The following is a 13655-nucleotide window of genomic DNA, read 5'->3' as shown; positions in this document are numbered from 1 at the left end:
TGCCCCTATTGTGCAACCGCTGGCTGCTGCCGCTCATATCGTCGCCCAGCGCGTGCGCCTGGTACGGGCACTTGGCTCACAATTTGGTGAATCAATTCGTCTGCATGAATGTTGCGAATCCGTGCTGCAGGGCTGATGATCATGCGGTGCGCTAAGACAGGTTTGACCAAGACTTTAATATCATCGGGAATAACATAATCGCGGCCTTGCAAGGCCGCTAAGGCTTGGGCAGTGCGATAGAGCGCCAACGAGCCACGCGGGCTAGCGCCAAGATAGACATCGCTATTATTACGGGTGGCGGTGGTAATTGCCACAATATATTCTTTGATCTGCTCATCGACATAGACATCGCGAATTTCAGCTTGCAGCTGTTGCAACTCTTCAATTGTAACGACTTGATCTAAAGCATCGATTGGGTGGGCTTTGCGTTGGCTCTCCAAGATCGCCAATTCATCGGCCTTGGCGGGATAGCCCAAGGTAATTCGCAGCAAAAAGCGGTCGAGTTGGGCTTCGGGCAAGGGAAAGGTACCTTCGTATTCGATTGGATTTTGGGTGGCGAGCACGATGAAGGGCTGGGGCAATGGGCGGGTGATGCCGTCGACAGTCAATTGACCTTCTTCCATGCTTTCGAGCAAGGCCGATTGGGTTTTGGGCGTAGCGCGATTAATTTCATCGGCCAGCACTAAGTTGGCGATAATTGGCCCAGGTCGAAACTCAAATTCGCCCGATTTTTGATTGAAAATCGAAACCCCGCTGACATCGGTTGGCAAGAGATCGGGGGTGAACTGAATGCGCTTGAAGCTACAGCCAATGCTGCGGGCAATTGCTTTGGCAAGGGTGGTTTTGCCCACGCCAGGCACATCTTCCAACAGCACATGGCCGCGACACAACAAGGCAATCAGAGTTAAATCCACCGCAGCACGTTTGCCGATGATCACCTTTTCGACGTTGGCCGCCAGCCGCTGCGCTATATCTTGCACATGTTTCATTTCAAAATCCTCCCGAAAACAGAGCCACGCTTAGAGATCTTTGACTAAAACAGTTTGGCGTTCGCCGTTGCGCATAAACCCAAACCACTCGTAGAGTCGTTGGGCATGTTGGTTGGTATTTTGGGTATTGAGCGAAAGCAACTGCACGCCATTTAAACTACACCAATCGACCAATTCGGCCAACAGCCGCACCCCAATGCCTTGGCCTTGCAGTGCCGGATCGACCGCAATCCGCACGAGATGGGCCATGATGCCGCCATGATGCACGGTTGCAAAGGCATAGCCCACAATTGTTTGATTAAGTTCGGCCACGATGTAGAATGGCGCAACTGGAAAAACTCCAGCCAGAATTGTGCTACTTTTGACCCATTCGGCGGCAAAGGCCGCAGCGTCGATTTTGGCGATCATTGGCACGTCGGCATGCGTTGCTGGGCGAATCCACGCCCCAGTATTGCCCCAAGCAGGAATCTGCATCGACCGTTTTTCATAGCCCACGACATCGAGTTGTTGCTGATAGCCTTCGTGCAAGACCCACGGCAAGAGCCAGCTTGCATCGCGTTCGTCGCTCATCAGCAGCAAGCGCTCGACACCTCGGGCCTTGGCATAACCTTCGGCGGCCTGCAAAAAGGTCGTTACTGCATCGGCGGGGCGCAGCGAATGATGCACGATCAGCGCGCGAATCCAAGCAATGGGACCAACTGCGTAGCCCATCAGCACGCAGCCCCACAATTTGCCGTTGTATTCCAAAACAATGCTGAGTTGATCGCTGAGGGTTAGGCCAAACTCATCGTGAGGAATCGAAAGCGAAGCCCATGGAGTTTGCTCAAGCAAACCCATGAGCGGTGCGAGATCGCTCTCAAGCAGTGGCCGCATCGCCAAATCGTGAATGCTGGGCACGCGCCGAAACAAATGCATAATTTAGGCTTCTTCTCGCAAGACTGAAATGCCCAATGCGCCCGGCCCGCCGTGCACAGCCAAAACTGGGCCAGCATCGGAGATCAACAAGGGAATGCCAGGGAAATGCTCGGCAACCTGTTTGGCAAAGGCTTCTGCTTCTGCTTGCACGTTGGTGTGCAAAATGCCCATGCGTCGAATTTTAGCTTTGCCCACAAACTCTTTTGCTTGTTGAATCATCATGGTGAGCGAATCGGCGCGTGAGCGAGCACGGCCAACCATTTCAGCTTGGCCTTTGCGGTCGAGGCCCAAAATTGGGTAGATACCCAAGAGCGAAGCTGCCATTGCACCGATGCGGCCCAAGCGACCGCTCAGCCGCAAATAGCGCACAGTTTCGAGTGAGGCCACGGTCAAAATATTCGGAATTTGATGTTCGATTTGCGAAACGACCGCTGCGGCGCTAGCTCCGTTGGCCATGGCTTCGGCGGCTTCGAGCACCAATAAACCGGTGCCAAGCGCAAATTGGCGCGAATCGATGTTATAAATCATGCGGCCTTGAACCCGTGAAGCTGCTTGCATGGCGTTGGCATAGCTTTGGCTCAGCATCGACCCAACATGAATCACAATGATGTCATCGGCTGGGTGTTGACGAAAATAATTAATAAACTGGCCTGCCGATGAAGGCGCAGTTGTCGGAATGACATCTTCATGAACTAAACGGCGATAAAATTCATCGAGTGAAACATCTTCGCTTTCGCGCAGATTGCCATCGACAAACTGAATGGTAAATGGAATTAATTCAATGCCATAGCGCTGAATAAGCTCCATTGGCAAGCTCGATGTAGAGGCGGTAACCAATGCAGTGGTCATGTTGTTCAATCCTCGGAGCCACACAGACACTCCAATGCAACCCTGCGGTGGAGCATAGATTAATAAGTATTATAGAGGTTTTTTGGTTTGCCCGAAAGTGCTACTTTGATGAAGAGATGCTGAGGAAATGGGCTTAACCAGCCACGTTTGGCCAATTAAGCCCAATCGAGGTTTTAGAGTTTAATTCGGCGCGGACGAATGCGCGATTTTTCAGCCCGAATAATGGCTTGAATCATACTTGCTGCTTCGTCGGGCCGTGATTCGGGGTTCATCACGACATAATCAAATTCATCGACGCGGCCCATTTCTTCTTCGGCCAAGGCCATGCGCCGCTCTAAGCCTTCTGCCGATTCGGTGCGGCGCAGGCGCAGGCGGTTGGCCAATTCGGCACTCGATGGTGGCACAATGAAGATCAACACTGCATCGGGCACTAATTTGCGCATGGTCGCAGCGCCCTGCACGTCGATCCGCAAAATTACATCTTTGCCACTGGCAAGCGCATCACGCACCTGCGATTTGGGAATGCCCTTGTATTCGCCATAGACCACGGCATGCTCCAACAAATCGTTGTTGGCAATCATGGTTTCAAATTCATCTTTGGAGATAAAATTATAATCAAAGCCCTCTACTTCGCCTGGGCGTTGGCCACGGCTGGTCGTAGTGACCACAAAATGAAAGGGCATGCCAAATTCGCGCATCCGCATCAACACCGTATCTTTGCCAACCCCTGATGGGCCTGAAATAATGACGAGCAGCGGCACAGGAGCTTGGTTGTGCAAAATCGGGTTGAGTTCTGGGTGTGACACAATGCCTCCTAAACTAAGGGTTGCTAAATTATTGACGATCCGCCAATGCTTGAGTACGATTGAGCCATGAAGGAGAATCGTCTATGCACATTGATGCGCTTGTTGTAGCAGCGATTGTCGCTGAATTACAGATTTTGGTTGGTGGCAAAATTCAACAGGTGGTTTTGCCAAATCCCGATAGTGTGGGCTTTGAAGTCTATGCCGATGGCCAGCGCCACCAGCTGTTGCTTTCGGCCAATGCCAAATTTGCCCGCCTGCATACCGTGCCAACCAAACTAACCCGTGACCCCAATGCCGATTCGCCTTTGTTATTGTTGTTACGCAAATATGTTCGCGGCGGACGAATCACAAAGATCGAATCTGCGCCATTGGAACGGGTTATTTCGCTCAGTATAGCCAAGATGCCAATTCCTCGCAAGGAACTAGAGCCTGATGACGATGACGACGATGAGGTGATGCTTACGCCGCGTTATAGTGAGTTGGTACTAGAAATTATCGGCCATTCATCAAATATTATTTTGGTTGATGATAATGGCTTGGTTTTGGAAAGCATTCGCCACTATAACCCGCAACGTTCGCAGCGCCCAATTATGCCGCGCAGTATCTACGAAGGGCCACCGAGCCAAGGCAAAAACGACCCACGCATAGCAACCGCCACCGCGATTGCGGCTTTGGGCGGCGATTTGGCCAAAGCCTTGGTAACTGAATATAGTGGGGTTTCGCCGCAAACTGGGCGCGAAATTGCTTGGCGCGCAACTGGTGCAACCAGCGTCGAAATTACGCCAGCGCTTGATTTTGAGCAGATCGCCAACCAGCTGCGCGAATTAACCAGCCTCGCAACGATTGAGCCAACCTTAGCCCGCAACGCCGAAGGTACGCCAATTGGTATCGCCGCCTTTGCCTTGCAGCACCAAGCAAACACCGAAGCCTACCCAAGCATGAACGAGGCTTTGGCGACCGCCTTTGCCGAGCTTGATCAAGTAACGGCTCATGCGCAACGCCGCGATGCCTTGCTCGAACGGGTGGCCGAAGCGCAACGCCGCACCAAAACCAAGGCCGATCAATTGCGCACTCAACTGGCGCGCGTCGAACAGCTTGAACAATTGCGCTGGGAAGGCGAGATGATTTTTGGCTATATTTACGCGATCAAGCCTGGTCAAAGCGAATTATTGCTTGACCAAGGCGTAATCACGCTTGACCCAAAATTGTCTGCGGTGGAGAACGCTCAAGCCCGTTTTCGCGAGTACGACAAAGCCAAAGGTGCGTTGGAAGATGTGCCGCAGCTGTTGGAGCAAACCGAGGCCCAAGCAGAATACTTGCAACAAACCAACGATTTGCTAAGTTTGGCCGAGAGTTTTGCGGAAATCGAGCAATTTGAGCGCGAGTTGATTGCTGGTGGCTGGTTGCGCCAAACCATTGGCAAAGCCAAGAACAAGCCCAATTCGAGCGTTGGCCGTGGCCCATTGCGGGTTATTTCGCCCGATGGCTGGACAATTTTCGTGGGCCGTAGCGCCGACCAAAACGATGAAGTGACCTTCAAACTTGGTCAGCCAGAAGATTATTGGTTGCATGCCCGCGAACGCACTGGCGGCCATGTGATCATTCGTATGCAAGCGGCGACCGTGCCGCCACGCACGCTCGAACAGGCAGCCCAACTGGCAGCCTACTATTCATCGGCGCGCAACGATGGCGCGGTTGAAGTTGATATTTCGCTGCGCAAACATGTACGCAAAATCAAAGGCGGCCCGCCAGGCTTGGTGCGTTACACCGCCGAACGTACCTTGCGGGTTGAGCCAAAGAAAGAGCAGAAAAGAACATAGAATATTTGGGGTTGGGATCGGTTGTTAAGATCCCCTCACCCCAACCCCTCTCCCGTGGCGCGGGCGAGGGGCTTTAGCACGTGGTTCTTACGCAATTTCTTGGCGAACCATGGTCGGCTCCCCCTCGCCCGCGTTTTCGTGGGAGAGGGGGTTGGGGGGTGAGGGGACATGGTTGCCAACCTAGTGAACTAGTACACATAGAACATAGAACATAGAACATTTGGGGATCGGTTGTTAAGATCCCCTCACCCCAACCCCTCTCCCGTGGCGCAGGCGAAGGGCTTTAGCACGTGGTTCTTACGCAATTTCTTGGCGAACCATGGTCGGCTCCCCCTCGACCGCGTTTTCGTGGGAGAGGGGGCTGGGGGGTGAGGGGACATGGTTGCCAACCTAATGAACTAGTACACATAGAACATAGAACATTTGGGGATCGGTTGTTAAGATCCCCTCACCCCAACCCCTCTCCCGTGCCCGAGCGAGGGGGAGTCAACGATGGTTCTTACGCCATTAGTCGGTAAAAATGCGTGCTCCCCCTCGCCCGCGTCTAGTGGGAGAGGGGGTTGGGGGGTGAGGGAACCTTGCTACTGATCCCGCGATCTAAATTACGCGTCCAACTTTGCTTTGGGCATCGCGGGGCTTGCCCCAATAGATAATTTGCTTCCAAGCATCGGTTGGCTCATCGGCAAAAATCATCAGCAAATCGCCCCGCTGTGCTGAATCTAAGGCCAAGGCAATGGCCTCGCGCTCTTGGCGATAGTATTGAATATTGCTCTCAGCAAAGCCAGCCTCAAGCAAGCCCTCGCGAATGTAGCCAGGCATTTCGCCCTCTTTGCGTCCGCGCAAGCTGGTATCTTCTTTGATGATAATCTGATCGAACACCCCTGAGCCGAGCAAGCGCCCAATCTCACGTGCATCAACTTCGCGCCGATCGCCGGGCACCGAAATAACACAAATTGCTTTGCCTTCGCGGGGCAATTGGCGCACCACATCAACCAGATTGCCGACCGCCGCCGGATTATGCCCATAATCCAAAATCACGCGGAATGGATGCTCATCAAAAACGTTCAAACGGCCTGGGGTTTGGTAGAACGATGTTGTGAAGGTGCGCAGGCCTTGGCGAATATTTTCGATGCTAATGCCCAAGCTATAGGCCATTGCTGATGCTGCCATGGCATTGGCAACATTAAATTTAGCGCGGCCTTCCAAAGTCGCAGGAATCAGGTGCGTCCACAAAAGCGGAATATGCCGACCTTTGTCGTAGAGCGTCACCATATCGCCGTTGACCCCTTTTTCGACCACAATCGCCCGTCCGCCATTTTGCACTTGTTCGCGCACCAACGGATTGGCGGGGTCAAAGCTGAAGTAAAAGGGTTTGGCACGGGTGCGTTTGATCATTTTGACCACCAGCGGATCATCTGCATTCAAAACGGCCCAGCCATCACGCTTGATCACTTCGATGATCAGCGATTTAACTTTGGCCATTTCTTCAAGCGTATCGATCCCACGCAGGCCAAGGTGATCAGCGCTGATATTGAGAATTGCCCCAACATCAACCTCGTCGTAGCCCAAGCCTTCGCGCAAAATGCCGCCCCGCGCTGTTTCAAGCACTGCTGCGTCAACGGTTGGGTCGCGCAGCACCATGCGCGCCGATTTTGGCCCAGTCATATCGCCGCGCAACACGCGCTCGCCATCGATATAAATGCCATCGGTGCTCGTCATGCCAACGTGGTAGCCCGCCATTTTGAGAATGTGAGCGGTCATGCGGGCGGTGGTGGTTTTGCCGTTGGTGCCAGTTAATGCAGCCAAGGGTATGCGGCTGGGCGTGCCTGCCGGAAACAACATATCGATGACTGGGCCTGCAGCATCGCGTGGTGTGCCTTCTGATGGGGCAACGTGCATGCGAAAGCCTGGCGCTGCATTAACTTCAACAATTCCGCCGCCAACTTCGCTGACCGGACGGCTAATGTCGGGAATGATAAAATCGATCCCAGCCACATCTAAGCCCACGATTTTAGCGGCGCGAATCGCAATTTGGGCATTTTCATAATGAATCATATCGGTGCGATCGATCGCCGTGCCGCCAGTTGAAAGGTTGCCTGTTGAGCGCAAATAGAGCAATTGGCCTGCCTCAAGCACCGTTTCCAAGCTCACGCCAGCTTTTTCCATGCAGCGTTCAGCTTGATGATCAATTTCAAGCCGCGTCAAAACATTTTCGTGGCCAACGCCGCGCCGTGGATCGCTATTGACGATCTCGACTAATTCGGCGACCGTGTGTTGACCATCGCCAACCACATGGCCCGGCACACGCTCTGAAACCGCGACAACCTCGCCATTAATCACCAACACCCGATGATCGCTACCAGGCACTAACTCTTCGACAATCACATATGAGCGATGCTCTTGGGCTTGAGCAAACGCGACTTCAACTTCCGCCTCAGTGGTCAGGCCAATCGAAATCCCGCGTCCATGCGAGGCATCCAAGGGCTTGACCACTAAAGGATAGCGCAAGCGTCGCGCTGCTTCAACCGCGCCCTCGGCTGAACGTACCACGCGTTGGCGCGGCACAGGCAAGCCTGCATCCTCAAGCAATTTGTTGGTCAATTGCTTATCTTGGGCAACTTCGACCCCAATATGGCTGGTTTGCGAGGTAATCGTCGCTTGAATCCGTTTTTGATATTTGCCATGGCCAAATTGCACCAGCGAATGTTGGTTGAGCCGCAACCATGGAATTCCGCGCTCCTCGGCAGCCTTGACCAACGAAGCAGTTGAAGGGCCAAAGGCCAAACGCACCGCCATACGGGCCAGATCTTCCTTTTCACGCACCAGATCGAAGGTCGCGCGGTCGGCAGCGGGCATGGCTGAAGGCAATTCTGCTGGCAGCAAAAATTGAATTAAGCGCAGCGCCAAATTGGCGGCCTCAATGCCAACATCCTCTTGACCATATTGAAAAATAACAAAATACCGCCCCTCTTGGCCAGTACCACGGGTTTTGCCTTGGGTGACGTAGGTTCCAGCCAAACACTGCAATTCGAGCGCCAAATGCTCCATCACATGCCCAAGCCATGTGCCATTGCGCAGCCGCTCCACAAAGCCACCTGGTCGTCCCAACGAACAATGATGATCATCGAGACTTGGCACGAGCGCCAACAACCGATCAACAAAATCACCCAATACATCGGTTGGATAAGCCTCAAGTTCCTCCAGATCAATCGTCATGTTGATGGCTGGCTTATACAACCAATAATTCGGCCCACGATAGACGCGCGTGTCGAGAATTTTCATCGGGAAACCTCCACAGAATAGTGGCAATGGGTAGGCGAGAATTTTGGGGAAATAGGGAAAGTGGGTGGCGCAGCGTTGAACCACGTTGCGCCGTATTGTACCACGAGCGGCTAACGCACCAAGGTTTAGACAATATCGCTATCGGCAGCTGGTTGCTCAAGCCGTGGAGCCACAGGCAAGGGCGGCATCACCACTGGCGGAATGACCTCGCGTTTGATCAAATCATACGACCAACCACGGGTCAGCACATGCAATTTTACGCCAACGATGGCCTCTTTTTGGCCAACTTTCAGCTGGTGAATATTGCTATAGGTAATGCCAGCGCCATCGACCACCGTCACTGAGCCTTCGCCAATCACCTGCATCAGATGATCATCATCGATCTCGGCGGCGGTGTTTTCATCGAGGCCTAGCCCAATCAGAAATGGATTAAAGCTGACTGCCGCAATTAATCGCCCAAGCCGATGGCGTGCGCCAAAGTGTTGGTCAAGCACGACGCGATTAGTTAGCCCAAGGCCTGGGCCAAACTGGACCATGCCATACCGTGGCACAAGCCCCTTCGCTCCATAGGCAATCATATGGGCGCTCATCGCCGAAGCACCTGCACTGGTGCCCGCCACCGGAACCCCCCGCGCGTTAGCTCGCCGAATAGCAGTGGCAACTGGTGTGCCACCAAGCACCGCTGTGAGCTTCAATTGATTGCCGCCGGTCATGAAAATGCCCGTTGCGTGGGAAATAATTTCCAGCGCCTTGGGATCATTGGCGTTGATCCGTTCGCGCACTGGCAGCAGATCGACGCTGGCAACGCCTAAATTGCCAAAGACCTCAAGGTATTCGCGGCCACCATCAGGCAGTTCCGAGGCAGTGGGAATAACCACGATGCGGGCATTGGTGCCGCCTGCTAGGTCGAAGAAGCGTAATAAAATTAACCGTCTGCGCTGCAAATCCATTGCACCGCCAATTGGCAGCAACGCGCCGCGAACGTGTCCATCTGGCACTGGCGAAGGCATATCCGAGGTGTCCTTCCATGACTGGAGTAGCTTTAACGCTGCATTATTACGGATAGCACTCCATTGTGCAAATGAAGGGGCAGGAGAGCAAAGAACATAGAATATAGGTGTACTGGTTCATTGGATTGGCAACCAGGTGCATGCCCTCACCCCCAGCCCCTCTCCCACTGAACGCGGGCGAGGGGAGCACCGACTCCGTGGTTCCCCCTCGCCCGTTCGACGGGAGAGGGGGCTAGGGGGTGAGGGGATCAGACGGTGGTTAACGCAATGTACCGATACATCTTTGCTCTATGTTCTTTTCCCCGCGCTGCTAATCAAACGCTAGTTCATCGGGGGTGACGAAGAAATCAACAGCACCGCTGCCAATCTCATAGTAGGCTCCAATCACGGCAATGGTACCAGCCGCTTCGTAGGCCGCCACAACCGGATTTTGGCGTAAAAGCGCTACTTGGGCGCGCACATGTTGGGTTACGGCCTCACGCATGCGAGCTTTTTCGTCGCGAATTGCAGGCAAGCGCTGGCACACAGGCCGAATTTGGTCGATCAGGTAGCGAATATTGGCTGATTCTTTGGCAATTTGCTCGTCGCTGGCAAGCGCTGCTTTCACTGCGCCACAACCTTCATGGCCCATCACCACAATCAACTTGCACTTAAGATGCGAGATCGCATATTCAATGCTGCCTTGGGTTGCTTGATCGACAATTTGGCCTGCTACCCGCACCACAAACAAATCGCCCAAATTACAGTCGAAAATCATCTGCGGTGGTACGCGGCTATCCGAGCAGCCAAGAATCACCGAAAATGGGGTTTGGCTAATAATTTGCGAGCGGCGTTGATTGACGCTAACTACTGTGCGCTGGGTTTCGCCACTAAAAAAGCGTTCGTTGCCCAGTTTTAGCGCCTCGATTGCTGCCGCAGGTGTACTGACTTCAGGGCTGCGCAGATTAGCAATATCTTCCATCGAGGCTCGGCCACGAATGGCATCAAGCAGTTGGCGATCCTTGTTTTCATCAGCAAAATCAGTCATCATGCTCCTCGTAAATTTGATTCATGAAGTACTACTAAGCACCACGAAGGCTTGAAAGCGCGAAGATCGCGAAAAGCGCGAAGGTTCAGTAGCCCATAGCTATACTAGTACATTGGATTGGCAACCAGGTGCATGCCCTCACCCCCAGCCCCTCTCCCACGAGAACGCGGGCGAGGGGAGCACTGATTCAGCGGTTCCCCGTCGCTCGCAGGCGGGAGAGGGGGTGAGGGGATCAAGCCGTGGTTAACCTGATGAACTATTACAAATAGCCAATAGCCTGAACCCTAACCCCTGAACCCTGAACCCTAGCCCCCAGTGTAAACCGTTTCTGCTGGTGGATAGCAAATAACTTCGAGCACATTATCATTGGGATCGCGCAGATAAAAGCCTTTGGTTCCATCGCGATGGCGATCAATCGGCTGATTGTGCTGCGCTGCAAGGGCATTCAGCTGGGTTTCATCAACGCGCACCGCCACATGCGGCGGGTGTTGATAGGCCATGACCAAGGCCAACTTGCCTTGGCCAATCCGCAAAAAAGCCCATGTATCGTCAGCATACAAGACCTGTGCTCCACATTGCTCAACATACCATGCAGTTGATTCAGCAATATTGTTGACAACAACCGCGACATGATCCATTTCCATGCTCAAGCTCCTGGCTAAAGTAAGGCCTGATAGTGTTGCTGTAGTTGCAGGCCAATTGCGCGCCAATCGTAGCGCTCGGCAATTAACTGGCGGCCTGCGTCACCAAGTTGTGTACCCAAAGCTGGGTTTTGCAAGACGCGGACAAGCGCGGCGGCAAAATCTGCTGGGCGCTCGGCAAACAGGGCATGTTCTTCGGGTTTAAGTGGTAAGCCTTCCGCAGCAAGCGCAGTTGTTACCAACGGCAAGCCCGCCGCCAAGCCTTCGAGAATTTTAATCCGCACGCCGCTGCCCCAGAAAATTGGCGCTGCCACCACTCGACTTTGGCGATAAATTGCGCGCAAATCATCGACTGTGCCTGGCACTTCAATTGTAGCACTCGCCAGTTGTTGAATTTCAGGCGTGGGGCTGCGGCCTGCCAGCATCAAACGCGCCTCAGGCATTTGGGCTTGAACCAATGGCCAGACCTCACGCGCCAGCCACAAAGCACCTTCAACATTCGGCGGATGAAAATAATTGCCCACAAATAGCACTTGCTGTGGTGCTTGAGGCTGCCGACATAATGGCCATTCAGTTAAATCAACGCCCGAAGGCACGGTTACGATTTTTAATTTGGGCTGCCAACGCGCCAAGGTCTGTTGATCGGTTTCGCTCAAGGTTACGAGCAAATCGCAATGGCGCAAGGCACGCTGCTCATACAGCCACAAACTGAGCAAACCTGCTAAGCGGCGCGCACGCAGCGGCCAGCTTTTTTCGCGTTGCAAGCGTCGCCATTGGGCCACAAACCCAACTTGGTGCACGGTACAAATAGTTGCCTGCACGCCCAAGCGTCGTGCAAACGGCGCATATTGGGCCATTGTCGTGCCCTCAAGTTGTAGCAAATTTGGGGCCGCTTGTAGCCAGCGTTGCTGCAAATAATCCAACATCGGCTGCGAAAACTCCAAATCAACCGCTGGCGGGTCGAGGTTGAGCCGCGTTGGCTTAGTTGGCGCGAATGCCCGCAGATCGCGGCACCATTGCGCTAGCGGCCCCCAATCGACGCTTTCTGGTTGCTTGGTTAAACAATAACTATCGACGGTATAATAGTGACTTAATTGGCGTAAAGCATTGAGACTATGGGTTTTCGCGCCAGCATGGGCTGGATACAGCGGGGTTGGGGTCAAAATACTGAGGCTTGCAGGTTGCATCAATCGGCCTACCGAAGCTAAAGAACCATTGGCCTCAGTATAGCAGACGAACAGAGAACAGAGTGAAGGACGAAGGATGAGGGATGAAGGATGAAAGGGCTAGGGGGCAAGTCAAAAGTCAAAAGTCAGAAGGCAAAAGTCCTATCTTCGCGGTTCCATGCTTCTTGTCCTTCGTGGATCAGCATTTAACGCAGCGGCGTAGAGGAACAATGGCTTTTGGCTATGGGCTGTGGGCTGGCACAATCATAATCCTAAGAATCTGTGCCAATCTGTGGCAAAATTAGGGATCATAGTTTGAGCTATGGGCAGTATGTGTGACTGACCCCTGGCCCCTGAATCCTAGCCCCTCCTTCCAATCCACAGCCCCTGAACCCCGATCTCTAATCCACCAAGGAGCAAACATGAGCTTCGCGTTTTTAGCGGCCCAATGGGCCAATCTTGGCTTAATCTCGTATGCCGTGCCAGATCAACTTTTGCTGCCCTATTTGCCAAATGGCTTAGAGCTTGATCGGCGTGATGGCTCGGCGTTTGTGAGTTTGGTAGTGTTTGATTTTCTGCAAACCAAGGTTTTAGGCGTGGCTTGGCCCGGCTTTCGCAATTTTGCCGAGATGAATTTGCGTTTTTATGTGCGTCGTGGCCAGCAACGCGGGGTAGTGTTTATACGCGAAATTGTGCCTCAATGGTTGGTTGCCAGCTTGGCGAATCTGCTCTACAACGAGCCATATGTGGCCGCACCGTTGCAGAGCCAAACCCACCACAGTGCAAGCCAAATCACGGTTGAACACACGCTATACTGGCAAGGCCAAACCAATTTGGTCAAACTGACCGCCAGCAATCAGCTTTATCACCCTGATGCCGCAAGCACTGAACATTTTTTCAAAGAACACGAATGGGGTTTTGGGCGCAGGCGCAATGGCAAGCCGATTGTCTATCGTGTTGAGCACCCTGAGTGGGATGTGTATCCCGTGGAGCGTTACCAACTGCACTTCGATTGGGGCGCGATCTATGGCCCGCAGTGGGCTTGGCTTGCCAACGAAAGGCCCTATTCAGTTGTTTTGGCCAAAGGCTCGGCGGTTAAAGTCTTTCCCCACCAAGCCTTGCCCAAACTATAGAACATAGAGCAAAGAGC

Annotated in this window: 11 protein-coding genes; 2 read left to right on the top strand and 9 right to left on the bottom strand. The window is 53.3% G+C overall.

The annotated features are described in order from the left end of the window. Positions 1 to 5 precede the first annotated feature (5 nt). The 4 genes from ACFMKP_RS09670 to ACFMKP_RS09655 form a co-directional block, all read right to left on the bottom strand. The gene (locus ACFMKP_RS09670) at positions 6 to 989 is read right to left on the bottom strand and encodes an AAA family ATPase (RefSeq protein ID WP_382291332.1); all 984 of its coding nucleotides are present in this window, start codon (positions 987 to 989) and stop codon (positions 6 to 8) included. Positions 990 to 1019: 30 nt separating this feature from the next. Continuing rightward, positions 1020 to 1904, bottom strand: coding sequence for a GNAT family N-acetyltransferase (locus ACFMKP_RS09665; protein WP_382291330.1), 885 nt, complete (start codon positions 1902 to 1904; stop codon positions 1020 to 1022). A gap of 3 nt (positions 1905 to 1907) precedes the next feature. Further along, on the bottom strand, positions 1908 to 2753 hold the full coding sequence (locus ACFMKP_RS09660) for a DegV family protein (RefSeq protein WP_204757444.1): 846 nt from the start codon (positions 2751 to 2753) through the stop codon (positions 1908 to 1910). 173 nt (positions 2754 to 2926) lie between these two features. Beyond that, positions 2927 to 3559, bottom strand: a complete 633-nt coding sequence (locus tag ACFMKP_RS09655) for a guanylate kinase (protein ID WP_054534519.1) — start codon at positions 3557 to 3559, stop codon at positions 2927 to 2929. Between the two features lie 83 nt (positions 3560 to 3642). Between ACFMKP_RS09655 and ACFMKP_RS09650 the strand changes: the two genes are divergently transcribed. Beyond that, entirely contained in the window at positions 3643 to 5379 is a 1737-nt protein-coding gene (locus tag ACFMKP_RS09650; protein WP_382291328.1) for an NFACT family protein, read from the top strand. Positions 5380 to 5976: 597 nt separating this feature from the next. Here the strand turns inward: ACFMKP_RS09650 and cphA are convergent. The 5 genes from cphA to ACFMKP_RS09625 form a co-directional block, all read right to left on the bottom strand. Next, complete coding sequence (gene cphA, locus ACFMKP_RS09645) at positions 5977 to 8661, bottom strand: cyanophycin synthetase (protein ID WP_382291326.1); 2685 nt, start codon at positions 8659 to 8661, stop codon at positions 5977 to 5979. 125 nt (positions 8662 to 8786) lie between these two features. Then, positions 8787 to 9671 carry a cyanophycinase gene (locus ACFMKP_RS09640; RefSeq protein WP_382291324.1) on the bottom strand — a complete coding sequence of 295 codons (885 nt, stop codon included), beginning with the start codon at positions 9669 to 9671 and terminating at the stop codon, positions 8787 to 8789. A gap of 310 nt (positions 9672 to 9981) precedes the next feature. After that, a complete protein-coding gene (locus tag ACFMKP_RS09635; RefSeq protein ID WP_382291322.1) occupies positions 9982 to 10701 on the bottom strand; it encodes a carbonic anhydrase in 720 nt (239 codons plus the stop codon). Positions 10702 to 11003: 302 nt separating this feature from the next. Then, entirely contained in the window at positions 11004 to 11342 is a 339-nt protein-coding gene (locus ACFMKP_RS09630) for a VOC family protein (RefSeq protein ID WP_382291320.1), read from the bottom strand. Between the two features lie 14 nt (positions 11343 to 11356). After that, positions 11357 to 12526, bottom strand: coding sequence for a glycosyltransferase family 4 protein (locus tag ACFMKP_RS09625; protein ID WP_382291318.1), 1170 nt, complete (start codon positions 12524 to 12526; stop codon positions 11357 to 11359). 401 nt (positions 12527 to 12927) lie between these two features. Between ACFMKP_RS09625 and ACFMKP_RS09620 the strand changes: the two genes are divergently transcribed. Continuing rightward, positions 12928 to 13638, top strand: a complete 711-nt coding sequence (locus ACFMKP_RS09620) for a YqjF family protein (protein ID WP_382291316.1) — start codon at positions 12928 to 12930, stop codon at positions 13636 to 13638. The last annotated feature ends 17 nt before the right edge of the window (positions 13639 to 13655 follow it).

The organism is Herpetosiphon sp. NSE202 (genome assembly GCF_042688385.1).
GTDB lineage: Bacteria > Chloroflexota > Chloroflexia > Chloroflexales > Herpetosiphonaceae > Herpetosiphon.
The sequence above is the reverse complement of the archived record's forward strand: the minus strand, read 5'-3'. Positions and strand labels throughout refer to the sequence as shown.

Coding starts and splice junctions, on each gene's coding strand:
- ACFMKP_RS09625 (WP_382291318.1), bottom strand. CDS start 12,526: ATGCAACCTGCAAGCCTCAGTATTTTGACCCCAACCCCGCTGTATCCA.
- ACFMKP_RS09620 (WP_382291316.1), top strand. CDS start 12,928: ATGAGCTTCGCGTTTTTAGCGGCCCAATGGGCCAATCTTGGCTTAATC.
- ACFMKP_RS09640 (WP_382291324.1), bottom strand. CDS start 9,671: ATGCCTTCGCCAGTGCCAGATGGACACGTTCGCGGCGCGTTGCTGCCA.
- ACFMKP_RS09670 (WP_382291332.1), bottom strand. CDS start 989: ATGAAACATGTGCAAGATATAGCGCAGCGGCTGGCGGCCAACGTCGAA.
- ACFMKP_RS09650 (WP_382291328.1), top strand. CDS start 3,643: ATGCACATTGATGCGCTTGTTGTAGCAGCGATTGTCGCTGAATTACAG.
- ACFMKP_RS09630 (WP_382291320.1), bottom strand. CDS start 11,342: ATGGAAATGGATCATGTCGCGGTTGTTGTCAACAATATTGCTGAATCA.
- ACFMKP_RS09660 (WP_204757444.1), bottom strand. CDS start 2,753: ATGACCACTGCATTGGTTACCGCCTCTACATCGAGCTTGCCAATGGAG.
- cphA (WP_382291326.1), bottom strand. CDS start 8,661: ATGAAAATTCTCGACACGCGCGTCTATCGTGGGCCGAATTATTGGTTG.
- ACFMKP_RS09635 (WP_382291322.1), bottom strand. CDS start 10,701: ATGATGACTGATTTTGCTGATGAAAACAAGGATCGCCAACTGCTTGAT.
- ACFMKP_RS09665 (WP_382291330.1), bottom strand. CDS start 1,904: ATGCATTTGTTTCGGCGCGTGCCCAGCATTCACGATTTGGCGATGCGG.